The following is a 17,380-nucleotide window of genomic DNA, read 5'->3' on the forward strand; positions in this document are numbered from 1 at the left end:
CTGAGCCTGTTACTGCGGTTACTGGTGCTGATGGTAAGTACCGTTTTGAGCGTGTTGTGCCTGGTGATTACAAGGTGCGTGTTGCTCAGCCTGATGGTTTTGTGCAGTCGTTTGGTCCTGGTGAGGGTGAGCTGTCTTTGACTTCGGGGACTGTGAGCCTTACGCCTGCGGCGATGACTAATTTGGATCAGGATTTTGGTTTCTATCGTCCTGCTTCTATTGGTGATACTGTCTGGCTCGACGGTAACGATAATGGTGTTCGTGATGCTGGGGAGTCTGGTATTGCCGGTGTTGAGGTGCATCTACTTAATGCAGCTGGTGAGCCTGTGACCGATGCTGATGGTGAGCCTGTTGTTGTGACCACTGATGCTGAAGGGAAGTACAGTTTCCCTGGCTTGCGTCCTGGCGACTATCAGGTGAAGCTAGTGCTGCCTTCTAAGAATGCGTATGCCGCGACTGTGACCGGCGCTGATAATAAGCTTGCTGAGCTGAATGCTGGTGAGGGTGTTATTACTCCTGTGACTGTTGTTTCTGGTCAGGAGCGTCTGGACGTTGATGCTGCTGTGAAGAATGCTGGTGTGATTACCGGCAAGCTCTTCAACGATGACAACGGTGACGGTGTGCAGGATGCTGGTGAGGGTCCGTTCAATGGTGTGACTGTTGAGCTGGTTGATCCTGCTACCGGTAATGTCATTGCTACCGCTGTGACGAATGATGCTGGTGGGTATCGTTTTGCTAATCTTGCTCCTGGTGATTACCAGGTGCGGGTTAAGACGGATACTCTGCCTGCCGGTTACTCACAGTCTTCTGGCCCAGCAGCCGGTGGTGTTTACGATGTTGCTTTGAGCGATGAGACTGCTGAAAGCATGGTTGTGAACGATCGTGACTTTGGTTACGCGAAACCGGTTAGGGTTGGTGACCGCGTCTGGCTCGATAAGGACGGTGACGGAATTCAGGATCCGGCTGAGCCTGGTCTTTCGGGTGTAGTTGTGAACCTGCTTGATCGTAATGGTGAGCCTGTGCTGAATGGTGATGGTGAGCCGTTGACTGCGACTACTAATGAGCAGGGTCTGTACAGCTTTGATGAGCTGCCTGCCGGCACCTACACTGTGAAGTTTGATTTGCCTGCTGGGTTTACGGCTTCGCCAGCTGATGCTGGTAACGGCCGTGACGACTCACGCGGCGAGAGCTACACCTTCACTATCAGTGGTAAGGATGTTGCGCGTAGCGATATTGACTTCGGTGTTGTTGGCACCGGCGTTATTACGGGCAGCATTTTCAACGACGGTGATCGCGACGGTGTTTTTGATGGGTCTGAGAAGACTTTCGAGAATGTTGTTGTAGGTCTTTATGATGCTGACGGTAATCCGGTGCTCGACTCTGAGGGTAAGCCGATTACTGCGGTTACTGATAAAGACGGCGGTTATGTAGTTGAGAAGCTGTGGCCGGGAGAGTACACCTTGCGCATTGTTGATGTGCCTGCTGGTTACAAGTTGACCACTGATGAGGTGCTTTCGGTAGAGCTTACGCCTGAGCAGATGACTGCTGAGCAGCAGGACTTTGGTCTTGTTGGCGCTGGCAAGGTGACCGGCACTGTCTGGAATGATGCGGATCGCAGTAATCTGCCTGACCCAAGTAAGGGTTTCTCGAATGTGAAGGTTAACCTTTTCGATGCTCAGGGTGAGCTGATCGGGACTGCTGAGACTGATGAGAATGGTTTCTTTGAGTTCGGTGATCTTGAGCCTGGTAGCTACACGGTGAAGATTGATGCTGATACTGTGCCTGCTGGTTTTGAGTTCAGCTTTGGTGCTGACGGCTGGTCGGTTACCTTGGATGCAGGCAATGAGTGGACTGCTGAGGCTAATTTTGGTCTTGTGAAGTCGCCTGAGCCGATTAAGGCTGCGCCTCGGAAGCCAGGTTTGGCTATCACCGGTTCTAGTGGTGAGTTTGCTGTGATCGGTGTGATCTTGGTTGCGCTTGCTGCTGGTGTGCTGCTGGTGGCCGGTCGCCGCAAGGAGGAGCAGGAAAGCTAGCTAGCTGACTAGGTTAGTTGTTGGGGGTTCGGGTGTTACTCGGACCCCCAAACTATTACCCCCAAGCCACCGCTATTTGTGAACGATTATCATTAAGGGGTATGCTGGAGGGTATGCTAAAAAACGGTTTACGAAAGAGAATCGCCACCCTAATCGGTGCTTTCGCAGTCTGCGGTCTCGCGCTTGCTGGATGCGCCACAGGCGGCACTTCTGACACCGGAGCACCACAGAGTAATGGCAGCGCAGAAGGCAAACTTAAAGTAGTTGCGAGCACCACCCAGGTGCAAGACTTTGTTGCGCAAATTGCCGGTGATCGTGTGCAACTCACCGGGCTTTTAAAACCGGGTGCCAGTGCGCACAATTTTGATCCAACCCCAGCTGATCTAGTTGCACTCGGCGAGGCAGACATTCTCTTTCTAAACGGAGTCGGGCTTGAAGAATTTCTCGACTCGGCAATTAAATCGAGTGGCTTTCACGGCAAAATTGTGGAGGCGGCAGACGCTGTAGATCTAGAGGCCGCTGCAGAGATAACCGCAAAATCAGCCGCGCAGGGTGAGGCTGATCACGACGGTCACGCTACCGAAGCTGAGGATCACGATCACGATCATGATCACGATCACGGTGGTGTCAATCCGCACATTTGGACAGCACCGAAAATGGCCCGGCAGATGCTTGACCCAATTGCAGAGGCGCTGAGTAAAGCAGACCCAGAAAACCGGGAGTACTATCACGAAAACGCGACAGCCTATGGTGAAAAACTAGCTGCGCTTGACAGCTGGATTGCGTCAGAATTCGCGAAGGTGGATCCTGCTAAAAAACGGTTTGTGAGCAGCCATAATGCGCTCCTGTACTACCTTGACAGTTATGGCATAGAGTTTGTTGGCAGCGTGATCCCGAGCTTTGAAGATAACTCCGAGCCGAGTGCTGCGGAAATTAACGAGCTTGTTGCCAACATTAAAAAATCGGGTGTGCAGGCTATCTTCTTTGAGTCAAGCGTTAGTGATCGGCTCAGCAAAACCGTTGCAAACGAGGCAAACGTGGTGCTTGTCACAGATCCGATTTATGCTGATGCTGTCGGTGTAGAACCGCCGGCAAACACCTACATCGGGGCAACGATCGCCAACACAGAAAATATCCTGCAGGCGTGGGGATACGATCCTTCTCCTGTGCCACAAGAAGTCACAAACTAGTGCGGGAGTAAAAGGCGGCATTCGATCTGGCACAACCTGGTTCGATAACTGTCTAACCTCACACCCCAGGCAAGCGATACAGCGAGATGAGTAAAACTTTAACAAGACCGATCCCGCCACGAAAGCCTGCGCAGGCAGCAGCCGTGGTTGATCTGCGAGACGCCAGTTTTGGCTATGCTGGCAGAGCAGCGGCAACAAACATCACCGCCACCCTGCACGCGGGCGAGTCGGTTGCTTTAATCGGGCCAAACGGCAGCGGAAAATCGACGCTGCTGAACGGTCTTGCCGGGCTTACTGAGCATCTTGGCGGCAGCGCGCAGGTGCTCGGGGTGCGGCCCGGATCCGCAAACAAACAACTGGGGCTGCTGCCTCAAGCAGACAGTCGCAACCTGCAGATTCCTGTGTCTGTGCAACAGGTCGTCGCAATGGGCCTCTACAGTCACCGCCGTGCGCTGCAACCGATCGGAAAAAACGGCAAAGCCGCCATCAGTGAAGCCTTGTCGACTGTAGGCCTGACAGAGCACGCGAAAAAACTTTTCTCAGACCTCTCCGGCGGGCAGCAGCAGCGTGCAATTCTTGCTCGCGCTCTCGTCGCAAAACCACGCCTACTGCTGCTAGATGAGCCGTTTAACGGTCTCGACCGGCCCAATCGCGACGCCTTACTGCGCACTATTACAGCTCTTAGAGAGAGCGGATGTGCCGTTGTTGTGAGCACGCACGACCTTGAGATAGCGCGAGATGCCTGCACTCACGTGATGCTCCTCGACCAGCGTATGATCGCGTTCGGCACTATTGCCCAAGCGCTCACCCTTGAAAACGTCGCGGCCACATTCCACGACACAACTGTTGAGATAGACGCGCACAAACTCACTACTCGCCACGAAGACACCGGGCATCAGCACCACGTGCACCACGGCGACCACATTCACGAGATGCACACGCACGCCGCCGCAGATCCTGAAGAGTGCCCGTGACCTTCACAGACTTACTTGCCGCCTTTCAACTGCCGTTCATAATGCGCGGTTTATTAACCATGCTCATGCTCGCAGCTGCAGCCAGTATTATCGGGCTTTTCGTGAGTTTTCGAGACCTCGAGTTTGTCACTGACGGGCTCGTGCACGCGGTGTTTCCCGGTCTAGTAATCGGTTATATTATCGGCGGATCAGCGCTCCTCCTACCTGGCGCCCTTGTTGCCGCAACGATCGCGGTCGTGCTTATCACCCTCCTCACGCAGCGCGGCAAGCTCGGTAATGATGCGGCTGTTGCTGTGATCCTCACCAGCGCGTTCAGCCTCGGCATCGTGCTCGTTTCACGGCAGCAGGACTATGTGAGCGCCTTGAATGCGCTGCTGTTTGGGCATCTGCTGACCGTCACCGCGACGCAGCTGATCGCCCTTAGCTGTGTAGCGCTGCTCTCAGTGCTCATGATTCTCATGACTTGGCGACGACAGATCTTCCGTGCGCACGATGTGAGCGGTTTCCGTGCCGCCGGTTACAGTGTGCTGGCTACCGACCTCATCCTCGGGGTTGCGATTGCGTTTCTGATAGTGGCTGGTGTGCAAGCGCTCGGTAATCTGCTGGTTACAGCGCTGCTTATCGTGCCAACAGCAGCCGCTCGGCAGCTCACTAACAGACTCTGGGGAACGGTGCTCCTGGCGTTTCTGATCACCGCATTCGCTAGTTTCGTAGGCATTGCTTTTGCAATTTGGTCGTCATTCGCGCTGGGCGTAAACACCCCCGCGGGTGCAGCGGTAGTGCTTGCCCTCATCGCAATATACGGGCTGACCCTGCTGCCTTCTCTAGCTCGCAAACTACAGAGCAGAAAGGTTGCGCAGTGATACTAAGCTACCTCGAACGCGCAGCCGTTGAACTTCTGCTGCTCTCCATGCTTGCTGCAATAGTCGGGCCGCTGATTGTGATGCGTGGGCGGGCTTTCTACTCGGTAGCGCTCAGTCACGCAACCTTCCCTGGTGGCGTAATAGCCGCAATGCTGGGGATTAATGTGCTTTTCGGGCAGGCGGTTGCTGCCCTCCTCTTGACAGTGTTGCTTGCTCTGCTCAGTCGTGTTAAGCGGCAGGGGGCGGGCACGGCAACGGGTATCGTGCTGGTTTTCGGTTTTGCGCTCGGATCCCTGCTCGCTTCCCTGCAGGGTGGCAGCTCAATTCCGGTTGAATCGCTGCTTATCGGTTCTCTATTCGGTGTGCAAACAACAGATATTGTGGTTGCCGCAGTAGTGCTCGGCTGCGTTGTCGCAGTGCTCGGTTTCACACATAGAGCACTGTTTTATGACACATTCGATCGCATCGGGTTTCGAGCGGCGGGCGGCAATCCACTGCTGCCTGAGTTGGTTGCAACAGCCATCACCGCCGCAACAATCGTTGTGGCAATGCCGGCTGTGGGTGCAATTCTTGCGGTCTCGCTTGTTGTTGGGCCGGCCGCAACCGCACAGCTTTTAGTGCGAAACATCGCCTGGGTGCCGCCGGTCGCATTCATTTTGGCGGTTACCGCCAGCGCAGTCGGCCTGTGGCTGTCATGGCATTTTGCTGTTGCCGCCGGAGGCGCAATCGGACTTGTTGTCGCGCTGCTGTTTTTGCTGTCACTCGGTGTGCGCGCGATCCGCACCTGACATATTTAAACTAAACACATTACAATCTTGTGCAGAGCCCTAGGAGTGAAAATGGTTGTAAAGCGGAACACCTGGCAGCGTGAGGCTGTGCGGGCGGCCATGGCGGCCGAGACCGGGTTTGTGAGTGCCCAACAGCTGCACGACCGTTTGCGCGCTGAGGGCAGCACCATCGGGCTTGCAACCGTCTACCGTTCGCTCGCCACCCTGGTGGAACTGGGTGAGGCAGACATGCTGAACTCACCCGAGGGTGAAAACCTCTTTCGATTTTGCAGCACAGACCACCATCACCACCACCTCATTTGCCGCAAATGCGGGGCAGCGGTTGAGATTGCGGCCGCCCCAGTTGAACGCTGGGCGCAAGAAGAGGCAAAACGACACGGCTACAGTGACGTAAAGCACGTGATCGACATCTTCGGTATCTGCGCTAAATGTCGTTAATCTAGCGCGGTAATCAAACTTGCGCAGGCTGTGCTAACTAGCGTAAGCTTGATTCTTGGCTGTGTTCTCTCCTAGGAGCGCAGACCGTGACCCGTGCCAACCGGCCGGGACGCAGACAAGAGATCTTGGGAAGAATCACTGCGATTCTTCGGTACTGAGAGGAAACATTTATGGCAGCAGTGTGCCAGGTGACCGGAGCCGTTCCAGGCTTTGGCCACAACGTATCACACTCACACCGCCGCACCAAGCGTCGGTTTGATCCAAACATTCAGAAAAAGACCTACTTCGTGCCTTCACTCGGCCGCAAGGTTACCCTGACCCTGTCAGCAAAGGGAATCAAGGTTATCGATGCGCGCGGTATCGAAGCCGTAGTTGCAGATCTGCAGAAGCGTGGGGTGAAGCTCTAAAATGGCAAAAGCTCAAGACGTTCGCCCAATCATTAAACTGCGCTCTACCGCAGGCACCGGTTACACCTACGTAACCAAGAAGAACCGCCGCAACACTCCAGATCGACTCGTGCTCAAGAAGTACGATCCGGTAGTTCGTAAGCACGTTGAATTCCGAGAGGAGCGCTAATCATGGCGAAGAAAAGCATGATCGCTAAGAACAAACAGCGCCAGGAAGTTGTTGCGCGCTACGCAGAGCGTCGCGCAGAGCTGAAGAAAGCTCTCGTAGACCCAAACGGCACCCCTGAGAGCCGTGAAGCTGCTCGTCGTGGCCTGCAGAAGCTGCCACGCAACGCTTCTCCAGTGCGTGTGCGCAGCCGCGACGTAATCGACGGTCGTCCACGTGGCGTACTTTCAAAATACGGCGTCAGCCGTGTGCGTTTCCGCGATATGGCACACCGCGGTGAGCTGCCAGGCATCACCAAGTCAAGCTGGTAAACGCTTATACATATACTGACGTAAGGGCGGGCACTGTTAAGTGTCCGCCCTTATGCTTTTGCATTCTAGGTGTGCGCATGAAGCGGTATCGTTATGGATGGATTCAAAATCGAGAGCTGGGAGAAGTAAATGCTGCGACACGTTGTGATGTGGAAAATGAACGGCGCCACCGTCGAGGCGCGAGCTGAGCAAGCCGCCGAGTGCGCTGCGGCGCTTAAGGCTATGGACGGTAAAATTCCGACTCTAGAGCATATAGAGGTGCATGCGGAGAGTCTTGGAGCTGAGGGCAACTGGGATTTAGTTTTAATCACTGACTTTGCAGACGCGGCAGCCCTTGCAGAATACAGCGTGCACCCGGAGCATCTGCAGGTTGTCGAGATAGTGAAACCGCGCTCTGCTGCGCGCGCCGCAGTTGACGCTGAATATTAAAGACGATGTAACCCTTGCGCCTATCTCAGCTATGGAAATCGAAGATATTTGCAAGCCTCGAAAACCGCAAAATCGGGTTAAAAACCATAAAAAACTCTGAGAAACCGGAAAATTGCGGGGCAAACACTAAAAAAGTCGCCGCAAAACACCGCTAATAGGCGATTACTGGGGTAAATTAGCGTCAGATCAACTGATCGACTCCGTGGCACCGTCACGGTGGAAACTCCCCTTGTGGGGCTTCCCTTGAGTCTTAAACAATTAGGGTGGATACCCCACTTTGAAAGGATGACAAATGTCACTCAACAAGACTGAACTCGTTGCAAAGGTAGCTGCAGAGACCGGTCAGAGCCAGGCAGCAGTAAACAGCGTAATCGACGGTCTCTTCAGCGCAGTTGCTGAGACCCTCGCTAACGGCGGTAAAGTTTCAATCCCAGGTTGGGTAACCTTCGACACCATCGAGACCGCTGCTCGCACCGGCCGCAACCCACAGACCGGCGAGACCATCAACATTCCAGCTGGTAAGCGTGCAAAGGCTACCATCGGTTCAAAGCTGAAGGCAGCTGTTAAGAAGTAAATCTTTTAAAAGAATTTAGATCCCGGGGTCGCAGCTATCGCGGCCCCGGGATTTTTGTCTCCGGTAGGCTAGACGGGTGAGTAAATCTGTCCGTATCTTTATACCAGCGCTAATACTGCTGCTGGTGACGACAGCGCTCACACTCGCCGCCGGTCTCGATATGGGTGGTGCTAGCGCTGCACGAGCGCTGCTGGATCCCGGTGTTTTTGTGCGTTATGCGGTGCCGGCCTCGCGCACGGTTGTAAACGTGGCTCTGGCGATAACGGTCGGCTCTCTCGTTCTTGCACTCTGGGCGCTCGACCCCAAGAGTAAACTGTGGGGAAAAACGATCGACCTTGCCGCCGGTGCGGCAGCAGTGCTGACAGTTGCCGGGATGCTCGCAACAGTGACAACCTTTATTGATGTCAGCAATCAGAGCTTCAGCGCAGACGCACAGTTTGGCGCGGCGCTGCTTCAGTTCATTACCGAGTTCGAGCTTGGACAGTACTGGTTCTTACTGGTTTTAAGCGCGGCTCTCACAACTGTGCTCTGCTTTGGAATCCGCTCTCGGAAGCTCCTGCTGCTGCCGCTTCTCACAGCTGGGCTGACACTGCTGCCGCTTGCGGCGCAGGGCCATGCCGCTGGCGCAAGCGGGCATAGTCTCGCCGTCAACGCAATTTTTATGCACATAACAGGCGCTGCAGTCTGGCTCGGTGGGCTGGTAGCGGTGTCTTTAATAGCAAGCAGTGCAAAACCACAGCAGCTCGTGAATATCGTGCAGCGCTACTCATTTTTAGCGCTGTGGGCGTCGTTTATCGTCGCTGCATCCGGCGTCGTTAGCGGCGTTATTCGCCTGTCAACTGTAGACGATATTTGGGGCACTGGTTACGGCAGGCTGCTGATCGCCAAAGCTGTCACCTTGGTGTTAGCTATTGCCTTCGGGGCGTGGCAACGGCTGCGCATTATTAACTCACTGGAACGTGCAGCAACCGGGGCGGTTGCCGGAAAGCAGGGGTTTGCCGCGATCCGCAAGACTTTTGTAGCTCTGGTGCTTTTGGAGCTTGCCGTGATGGGAGCAGCCTCTGGTTTTGCTGGTGCCCTCGGCCGCGCTGCAACCCCGCAACCTATCGAAGTAGCGCGTGAATCACAGCGCGAAATCACCCCTGCAGAGTATCTAACGGGGGATCCGCTCCCGCCTGAGTTGACACCTGCAAGCATATTCAACGCGTGGAAATTCGATTTGCTGTGGGCTTCTTTCGCGCTAGGCGGTATTGCGCTCTATCTCTTCGGGGTGTGGCGCTTGCGAAAACGCGGCGATAGATGGCCGATTCTGCGCACTGCATCTTTCATAACCGGAATGCTGCTTTTGGCATACGTCACGAACGGCTTCTTAAATGTTTATGAGGCATATCTGTTTAGCATGCACATGCTCGGGCACATGTTCCTGACTATGTTGATTCCGACCCTCCTGGTGCTTGGCGCGCCGGTAACTCTGCTGCTGCGGGCGGCCGCAAAACGCCGCGACGGTTCTTGGGGTGCGCGTGAGTGGGTGCTGTGGCTGACTGAGACCCCGTGGGCAAAGTTTGTAACGCACCCGATTGTGGCGTGTTTTATTTTCGCAGCCTCACTCTGGGTGTTCTATTTCACGCCGGTGCTGCGCTGGGCGATGGAGTCCCACCTCGGGCACCAGTGGATGATTGTGCACTTTTTGCTCTCCGGCTATTTTTTCACCCTGACGCTGATCGGCATAGATCCGGTGCCGAAACGCTATCCGCACACACTGCGCATGGTTTTATTACTCGTCACTATGGGGGCGCACGCCTTCTTTGGAGTTACGATCATGAGCGGCACCGGCCTGCTTGCGGCTGATTGGTTTGGTGCGATGGGGCGCACATGGGGGGCGGATCCTTTACGCGATCAGCAAAACGGCGGCGGTATCGCTTGGGGCATTGGAGAGCTGCCAACTCTTTTGATTATGCTGGTCTTGGCGTGGCAGTGGGCGCGTTCGGATGAAAAAGAGCAGCGCCGCCGTGACCGCGCCGCTGAGCGCTCCGATGAGGCAGAGTTGCGCGCTTATAACGAGATGCTGCAGCAGCGTGCGGCACGCGACGCTGCAAAGCAAGCGCGCCGCTAACTGGAGCGTAAATAAAAACCGCCACAAGGGGGAGCTGGGAGGCTGCTTGTGGCGGTTTTATAACCTGGGGGGATATTCGCGAATTCACCTATAGAGTGTTGCGTCAAGGCAGAAAGTGACAGCGTTTAAAAAAGTAATCTTCGGCGTGTCGCCTGGTATCGGCCGGATTTTACGCGTTTGCAGATGCGCCGGCTGATCGTGCAATAATGGAAGAGAGCCCATCTCTAGGGCGAAGGGCATTTATGCGAAAGCTTAATTATTTTAATCCGAAGCGGGCAGAGCAAGAGCTGTTAACAGCGGCCCGACAGGGACAGGCTGATGCCTATTCTGCGCTGTGGAAAAAACACAATCGTGCGGTCACCGCCGCGATGCGCACACTGGCCTATGACAACGCTGAAGATGTCACCGCTGAGGCATTTGCTCAGGTTTGGGAGCGGCTCCAGAAAGACGCAGAACCAATAAAGAACTTCCGCGCCTACCTCATGACGGTTGCGCGCAATATCGCTGCGACTTGGTATCGTGACGCAACTAGGGAGCGGGCACGACTATTGCACGAGATCGCGTTGGATGCCGCCGATGTGTCGGTTGAGGAGCGTGAAAACCGCCGTGATATCGCTCTCGCCTTCAAACAGATTCCACCGCACTGGCAGGAGCTGCTGTGGCTGCTCGATGTTGAAAAGTTGCCTCGCACCCTCGTTGCAAATCGGCTTGGGCTCAGCCCGAACACCGTGACCGTAAATGCGCGTCGCGCACGCGAGCGCCTGCGTGAAGAGTGGCTGAGCGTGCAGCTGCCAGTGCAACTGATCGGATCCCACTCTGACACGCTCAAAAATCTACCCAGATATGTGCGCGGATCACTCAGCGCAAAGATGCGTCAGCCTCTCGATGAGCATCTCGAACACTGTGAAAGCTGTGGGCGCATCTACGCCGCGCTCAGCGACTCTGACAACCGCCTGGGTCGGGCGGCTGTATTCGCGCTGTGGACGGGCGGCGTTGGCGTTGCTGTTGCGGCGGCGCAGGGCACTGCTGCGACAACCCCAGCTGCAGCAGCGGTCTTACACATAAAGAATTTTGTCCCCCAACAGTTGTTGAGCTCAACTGCGGTTGCGGCCGGTGTTGCCTTGGTAACAGTCGCCGGTGCGGCTGCGGCAGTCACGCTGCCCACCTCCCCAGCCACGCAGGAAGCTACCAGCTCTGACACCTCTAATTCTGCTGCTAGGGATAGCTCTAGCGACACACGCGCAAGCGGAGAGGAGGGCACACCGCTTGCAGACTTCGACGGTGTTGAGCTCGCAGTTGGCGATCTTGACGGTGACGGCGTTGAAAACACCCCTGCGGATCACGCTATCGCCCACGCTCCAGATAACAGCGAAACTCCGCTTGAGCAATCCGGCGCAGTCGCTGGACCATTTTCATTCACACAGACTGGTGCTGCTAACCCTCGTAACGAACGCGCAGCTGAGGCACCGACTGGTGCGCCCGTAGATGTTTCACAGGTAATGCCGGTTGGCGGGCCCGATCCGAAACCTATTACACAGGTGATCGTGCCAGAGCCTGCCGAAGAGCCCGTTGATGAAGATCCAATAACCGACGATTCTAGCGCCGTGCTTACGGAGCCAGAGTCGACGGAAGCTGAGCCGCCCACCCTAGACGTGGGTGAACCTGATTACTCAGAGACTTCTGACGGCTCGAGCTCACGCGACAGGTCGGCAATCCTTGAGTGCGGTGACAGAGAGTTTCTTGGCGAACTTTCCTGTATTTTCAGTTTTCGCTAGTCGGGTAGGCTAACCAGTTATTTGCGCATCCCCCGAGAGAGGGCGCACGAAATCTAACGCTGGAAAAGGGTGATAGTCTCGAAGTGATGCGTGTGTGGGAACATATCCAGCCCGTGTATTTCTAAGAGATCGTATCCGTCAGCCAGCAGTGTCTGCGTATCACGCGCTAACGCTACCGGATCGCAAGCAACATAAACTATATTTTTCGGCTGCAGCGCTATTAGGCTTCCGGTTACGGCATTACCCGCCCCCGCACGTGGCGGATCAATTATCACGGTGCCCTTTTTTAGACGGTCGCGCACTATCGCCGATCCCTTATATAGGTCACGTAAATAGTGCTCAACCTTGGCGGTTAGCGCCTGCGCGCCCGCAAAATCTGCGAGGTTTTCGGCAGCAAGATCGGTGGCAGACTCAACCGACTCGATAGAAGTAATTTTGGCTCGCTCACCGGCCGCGTCAATAAACGCTGCCGCCAGAAGACCAACCCCGCCATACAGATCAAGATTGTAACCAGTCGGGTCAACGGCATCACCGAGTGCGGTAACGGCCGCAGAGACCTCGCCGTATAACCGTTCTGCTGCGCCGCGGTGCACCTGCCAGAAGCCGCCAGCACGCACCTGAAAGTCACGGTTGTTAACGGCCTCATAAACCACGTCTGCCGCGCCAACGGGCGCCTTTTCACATCGGTAGGTCAGCAGCATACGCGGATCGTCGGCGCTTGGTGCCACCAAATCGACTCGTGTAACGTCAGGCATCCGTTCATCAAGCGGAGCAATTAAGCTGAGCTGATCAGAGGCGAGAGGCAGCGACTTGACAGGAATTACCCTGTGGCTGCGCGCGGCGTATGGGCCGACGATCCCGGTTTCAGGGTCGGTGTGCAAACTCACTCGGGTGCGCCACCCCAAACCGTTCTCGTAGTCGTCACCCAGCAGCGGGTCGATGCTGACATTGGGGACGGCGTCGGCCGCGATCCGCCCCTGCCTGATCAGCGCGTCTCGCAACACCTGCGCTTTCAAATCACGCTGGTGACCGAGTGCGATATGGCCGAATTCTGCGCCGCCCACACGGTCTTGCGGATCGCGGCTAATGTCGGCTTCAGCCCACACATGCGCTGTGCGGAAGGGCGACGGCTGCAAAACCTGCACAGTGACTGCGCGAGCAAAATTCTTTTTAAGTTCAATAATGCGTGCGCGCACCTGCTCGCCCGGCAGAGTGTCTGAGACGAAAACAACGCGCCCGCTGCTGTGGCGCGCGACGCTGACGCCACCGTGGGCGATGCCTGTGATATCAAGGACGACATCATCTCCGACGTGCAGTTCTGCTGAAGTAGTCATTTAATTAGTGTATCTAGGGTGTTAGCGCAGCGGCTTAGGATTGAAATATGCGTTTAGTTCTTGCCTCGACTTCTCCGGCGCGGCGCGCGGTGCTCACCGCCGCCGGCATTACCCCAGTTTGTTTTGCGCCCACTGTTGATGAGGCCGCCGCAGTTGCAGCTGCTGAGAATGAACAGGGCACGCCACTCACCGCAGCGGAAACAGTTGACCTTCTGGCAAAGCTGAAGGCGCGCGATGTTGCTGCCCGCTACGGCAGCACAGCTGACGGTCTGGTGCTCGGGGGAGACAGCGTTTTTCTGCTCGACGGCGAGGTGCTCGGGAAGCCGCATTATCCTGATGTTGCCCTGGAACGTGCGAAAAAACATCGCGGGCGCACCGGCACTCTGCACTCCGGTCACTGCCTGCTTGAGGTTAAAAACGGTGAGATTGTTGGGGAGGCCACGCTCACCGACACGGCTCTTGTAACGCTTGCTCCCGATGTTACTGATGCGGAGCTTGCTGCCTATGTTGCAAGCGGTGAACCCCTAAAGCTCGCTGGTGGATTCGCGATTGACGGTCGTGCTGGCGCGTTTATTAGCGGTATTCAGGGCAGCCCGAGCTGTGTTATGGGGTTATCGCTGCCCGCCCTGCGTCAGCTGGTGCGTCGCTTAGGTTACGAATACACCGCCCTGTGGACTGCGTCTGCATAACTTCCGTTTGAGTATTACAAAGCAGCGTTAAGACAGAGATAGTTTGCGCAGTAGAATTGCGAATGAACCGCAAATTTGCGGCGCAATAATTGAAGGGACCGATAACTGGTGGCAGATTTTGTTGACATCCGAGGTGCAGAGCAAAACTTCGGCGACAATGCCGCACAGCGCGAAGTGCGCGCGAACGATCGTGGCTTTGTCTTTCACTCATGGAGTGCACAGGGTAAGATCGATCCGCTGCCCGTAGCCAAGGGCGAGGGTGTGCGTTTCTGGGACTACGACGGAAAAGAGTATCTCGACTTTTCTTCACAGCTTGTAAACCTGAACCTGGGTCACCAGCACCCTGATTTGGTGCAGGCTATCCAAGAGCAGGCGGGGCGGCTTGCAACCATTCAGCCAGCATTCGCTAACGATGCGCGCGGCGAATTAGCGCGTTTGATCGTTGAAAGCAGTTTTGAGGGTGCGCGTTCAGTGTTCTTTACCAACGGTGGTGCAGACGCGAACGAGTATGCGATTCGGCTGGCTCGGCACCATACCGGCAGGCAAAAAGTGCTGTCACGTTTCCGCAGCTATCACGGCTCAACAGGCACTGCGATCACGCTCACCGGTGAGCCCAGGCGGTGGGCAAACGGTGTGCTCGATATCAACGTTGTGCACTTCTTCGGGCCGTATGAGTATCGGTCAGAGTTTTATGCTGAGTCGCCAGAGCAGGAGGCTGAGCGCGCTTTACGGCACCTTGAGCACACTATTGAGCTTGAGGGCCCGGACACAATCGCCGCGGTCATCCTCGAGACAGCAACCGGCACAAACGGTGTTTTGGTGCCGCCGCCAGGCTATTTAGAGGGTGTGCGTGAGCTGACTAAAAAGCACGGCATCATGCTGATCTGCGATGAGGTGATGGTGGGCTTTGGCCGCTTGGGCAGCATGTTTGCTTTCCAGCAGTTTGGGATCACTCCGGATCTCGTGACCTTCGCGAAGGGTGTGAATTCAGGCTACGTTCCACTCGGCGGCGTAGTGATCAGCGAGGAGATCCACAACACCTTCTCAGAGCAAACCTTCTTCGGCGGCCTCACCTACTCAGGACACCCGCTTGCCTGCGCAGCTGGTGTGGCCACCTTTAATGTTTTCGAACGTGATGGCATTGTTGAGCGAGTGCGCGATTTGGGCGAGCGTGTTGTGCGCCCGGCACTTGAGCGGTTGGTCGAAAAGCATGAGTCGATTGGCGAAGTGCGCGGTCGTGGGCTGTTCTGGGCGTTGGAGCTGGTTGTTTCACGTGAAACACGTGAGCCGCTTGTGCCGTTCAATGCGGCAGGTGACGCAGCTGCGCCTATGAACGCTGTTGCGGCAGCGTGTAAGAAAGCTGGTTTGTGGCCGTTCGTAGCCGGTAACCGTTTGCAGATTGCGCCGCCGTTGATCATCTCGGAGGAAGATCTCGTGCGTGGCTTAGAGATTATTGACGGTGCGCTTGACGTTGCAGATGCTGAAGCGGCAAAGCTGCGTGGTTAAACCAGTTAGTTACTCAAAAATTTATTATCACCATTAGATAACGTTTTTGCCTGAGCTTAGGTAAAAGTGATTCAGCCTGATACTCCTAGTAGGCTTTTGGTGAAAGATATTTGCGTGCGCAACGAAGCGATACTGTTGCAGGATGCGTTCGCAACAGCACGGAGGATATATGAAGAAAAAATTTTATGGCTCAATAGCTTTAGCTAGCACAGCTGCGCTGCTGCTTGCTGGCTGCGCTGGGGGCGGCGACAACAGCGGTGGCTCAAGCAATGGAATTACCGTCGGCACAACCGAGGTGGTTACATCACTCGATCCCGCTGGTTCTTACGACAATGGTTCATTTGCCATCGCGACAAATGTTTACCCATTCCTGCTGAACAACCCAGTGGGTGAGGCAACTGTAGAGCCAGACATCGCAGAGACGGCTGAGTTCACCGGCCCAACCGAATACACTGTCACCCTCAAGAAGGATCTGACTTTCGCGAACGGTCACGACCTCACAGCATCTGATGTTGTGCACACATTTGAGCGTATGCTCAACATCGACGACGCAAACGGGCCGCAGAGCCTGCTAGAGGGTATGGAGTCTGTAAAAGCAACTGACGATCTCACTGTTGTTTTCACCCTAAAAGCTGAGCACGATCAGACTTTCCCACAGATTCTGTCAAGCCCAGTGGCTCCGATCCTCGATGAGGAAGTATTCCCGGCTGATAAGTTGCTTGACGATGCAGCCGTTATCGAAGCCAAGCCGTTTGCTGGTCAGTACACACTCGAGCGCTTCGACAAAGGCAACCTTGCCGTGTTTAAGGCTAACGACGCATACAAGGGCATTTGGGGTGCACCAAAGACTGAGCAGATTAACGTTCGCTACTTTGCAAACGAGTCAAACCTGAGCCAGGCTATCGAAACTAAAGCTGTTGATGTTGCATTCCGTTCACTCTCGGCAACCGATGTTGCAAAGTTTGAGAAGACTGACGGTCTGAACGTTGTGCACGGCCCCGGTGGCGAGATTCGCTACATCGTGTTCAACTTCGACACCATGCCCTACGGAGCAGCAACTGCTGAAGCAGACGCTAACAAAGCTCTTGCTGTGCGCCAGGCGGTTGCAGATTTGATCGACCGTGAAAAGATTGCGCACGAGGTGTTTAAGGACACCTACACCCCGCTCTACGGACATGTTCCTGCCGGGCTCGAGGGTGCTGCTGAACCGTTGAAGTCTCTGTACGGTGACGGTAACGGTGGCGCTGACGCTGCGAAAGCAGCTTCCCGCTTGGAAGCTGCCGGTGTTGAGACTCCGGTTACCCTTGACCTGCAGTATGTTGCTGAGCGCTACGGCGCTGCGGCCACCGAAGAGTATGCGCAGATTAAAGCAATGCTCGAAGCTGATGGTCTCTTCAACGTAAACCTGCAGACCACTGAATGGGGTGTCTACTCAAAGGAGTACAGCTCTGGTGCGTACCCAGCCTTCCAGCTCGGCTGGTTCCCTGACTACTCAGACGCTGATAACTATCTCACGCCGTTCTTCCTTGAGGGTGGCTTCTTGAAGAACCACTACAACAACGAAGCGGTAAATACCCTGCTGCGTGAACAGGTGGCGACAGACGACGCCGCGAAACGCGCCTCACTCATTGAAGAGGTGCAGAACCTCACCGCTAACGATCTGCCAACCGTCCCACTGCTGCAGGGCGCACAGGTTGCAGTAGCGGTTGATGGCATCAGCGGCGTTACCCTTGATCCATCATTTAAGTTCCGTTTTGGAACCCTCGCACGCTAGGTTAGTTAGCTGAGAC

At 55.5% G+C, this 17,380-nt stretch carries 17 protein-coding genes; 16 read left to right on the plus strand and 1 reads right to left on the minus strand.

From position 1 onward, the window contains the following. The 13 genes from HCQ99_RS04635 to HCQ99_RS04695 all read left to right on the plus strand — a co-directional run. Positions 1-2,033 (plus strand): SdrD B-like domain-containing protein (locus HCQ99_RS04635; protein ID WP_208317171.1); only part of this gene is annotated, 2,033 nt, incomplete at its 5' end. A 101-nt stretch (positions 2,034-2,134) separates the two neighbouring features. Further along, on the plus strand, positions 2,135-3,223 hold the full coding sequence (locus HCQ99_RS04640) for a metal ABC transporter substrate-binding protein (RefSeq protein WP_166986637.1): 1,089 nt from the start codon (positions 2,135-2,137) through the stop codon (positions 3,221-3,223). An 86-nt stretch (positions 3,224-3,309) separates the two neighbouring features. Continuing rightward, the gene (locus HCQ99_RS04645; RefSeq protein ID WP_166986641.1) at positions 3,310-4,197 is read left to right on the plus strand and encodes a metal ABC transporter ATP-binding protein; all 888 of its coding nucleotides are present in this window, start codon (positions 3,310-3,312) and stop codon (positions 4,195-4,197) included. Beyond that, positions 4,194-5,060, plus strand: a complete 867-nt coding sequence (locus HCQ99_RS04650) for a metal ABC transporter permease (RefSeq protein WP_243854795.1) — start codon at positions 4,194-4,196, stop codon at positions 5,058-5,060. The genes HCQ99_RS04645 and HCQ99_RS04650 overlap by 4 nt, the downstream gene beginning before the upstream one ends. Then, positions 5,057-5,848: a metal ABC transporter permease gene (locus tag HCQ99_RS04655; protein ID WP_166986644.1), complete on the plus strand. Its 792-nt coding sequence runs from the start codon at positions 5,057-5,059 to the stop codon at positions 5,846-5,848. The genes HCQ99_RS04650 and HCQ99_RS04655 overlap by 4 nt, the downstream gene beginning before the upstream one ends. Before the next feature lie 51 nt (positions 5,849-5,899). Next, a complete protein-coding gene (locus HCQ99_RS04660) occupies positions 5,900-6,286 on the plus strand; it encodes a Fur family transcriptional regulator (protein ID WP_166986647.1) in 387 nt (128 codons plus the stop codon). A 170-nt stretch (positions 6,287-6,456) separates the two neighbouring features. Further along, a complete protein-coding gene (rpmB, locus tag HCQ99_RS04665; RefSeq protein ID WP_166986650.1) occupies positions 6,457-6,693 on the plus strand; it encodes a 50S ribosomal protein L28 in 237 nt (78 codons plus the stop codon). A 1-nt stretch (position 6,694) separates the two neighbouring features. Further along, positions 6,695-6,862, plus strand: a complete 168-nt coding sequence (rpmG, locus tag HCQ99_RS04670; protein WP_166986653.1) for a 50S ribosomal protein L33 — start codon at positions 6,695-6,697, stop codon at positions 6,860-6,862. Between the two features lie 2 nt (positions 6,863-6,864). Then, positions 6,865-7,170: a 30S ribosomal protein S14 gene (rpsN, locus tag HCQ99_RS04675; protein WP_166986656.1), complete on the plus strand. Its 306-nt coding sequence runs from the start codon at positions 6,865-6,867 to the stop codon at positions 7,168-7,170. A gap of 129 nt (positions 7,171-7,299) precedes the next feature. After that, positions 7,300-7,599: a Dabb family protein gene (locus tag HCQ99_RS04680; protein ID WP_166986660.1), complete on the plus strand. Its 300-nt coding sequence runs from the start codon at positions 7,300-7,302 to the stop codon at positions 7,597-7,599. 292 nt (positions 7,600-7,891) lie between these two features. Next, the gene (locus HCQ99_RS04685) at positions 7,892-8,173 is read left to right on the plus strand and encodes an HU family DNA-binding protein (protein WP_166986663.1); all 282 of its coding nucleotides are present in this window, start codon (positions 7,892-7,894) and stop codon (positions 8,171-8,173) included. A 76-nt stretch (positions 8,174-8,249) separates the two neighbouring features. Further along, positions 8,250-10,286, plus strand: a complete 2,037-nt coding sequence (locus HCQ99_RS04690) for a bifunctional copper resistance protein CopD/cytochrome c oxidase assembly protein (protein ID WP_208317172.1) — start codon at positions 8,250-8,252, stop codon at positions 10,284-10,286. 242 nt (positions 10,287-10,528) lie between these two features. After that, positions 10,529-12,061, plus strand: a complete 1,533-nt coding sequence (locus HCQ99_RS04695) for a sigma-70 family RNA polymerase sigma factor (protein ID WP_166986666.1) — start codon at positions 10,529-10,531, stop codon at positions 12,059-12,061. A 53-nt stretch (positions 12,062-12,114) separates the two neighbouring features. Here HCQ99_RS04695 and HCQ99_RS04700 read toward each other — a convergent pair whose 3' ends face one another. Beyond that, complete coding sequence (locus tag HCQ99_RS04700) at positions 12,115-13,395, minus strand: class I SAM-dependent RNA methyltransferase (RefSeq protein WP_208317173.1); 1,281 nt, start codon at positions 13,393-13,395, stop codon at positions 12,115-12,117. Positions 13,396-13,442: 47 nt separating this feature from the next. On the opposite strand from HCQ99_RS04700, the gene HCQ99_RS04705 reads away from it, so the two are divergent. From HCQ99_RS04705 to HCQ99_RS04715, 3 genes are all read left to right on the plus strand, one after another. Beyond that, entirely contained in the window at positions 13,443-14,084 is a 642-nt protein-coding gene (locus HCQ99_RS04705; protein WP_166986669.1) for a Maf family protein, read from the plus strand. Positions 14,085-14,192: 108 nt separating this feature from the next. After that, positions 14,193-15,590 (plus strand): aspartate aminotransferase family protein, encoded by a 1,398-nt coding sequence (locus HCQ99_RS04710; RefSeq protein WP_166986672.1) that lies wholly within the window; start codon positions 14,193-14,195, stop codon positions 15,588-15,590. Between the two features lie 169 nt (positions 15,591-15,759). Further along, entirely contained in the window at positions 15,760-17,364 is a 1,605-nt protein-coding gene (locus tag HCQ99_RS04715; protein WP_243854796.1) for an ABC transporter substrate-binding protein, read from the plus strand. Positions 17,365-17,380: the final 16 nt, after the last annotated feature.

The organism is Canibacter zhoujuaniae, assembly GCF_011752015.1.
In the GTDB taxonomy this organism is placed as follows: domain Bacteria; phylum Actinomycetota; class Actinomycetes; order Actinomycetales; family Microbacteriaceae; genus Canibacter; species Canibacter zhoujuaniae.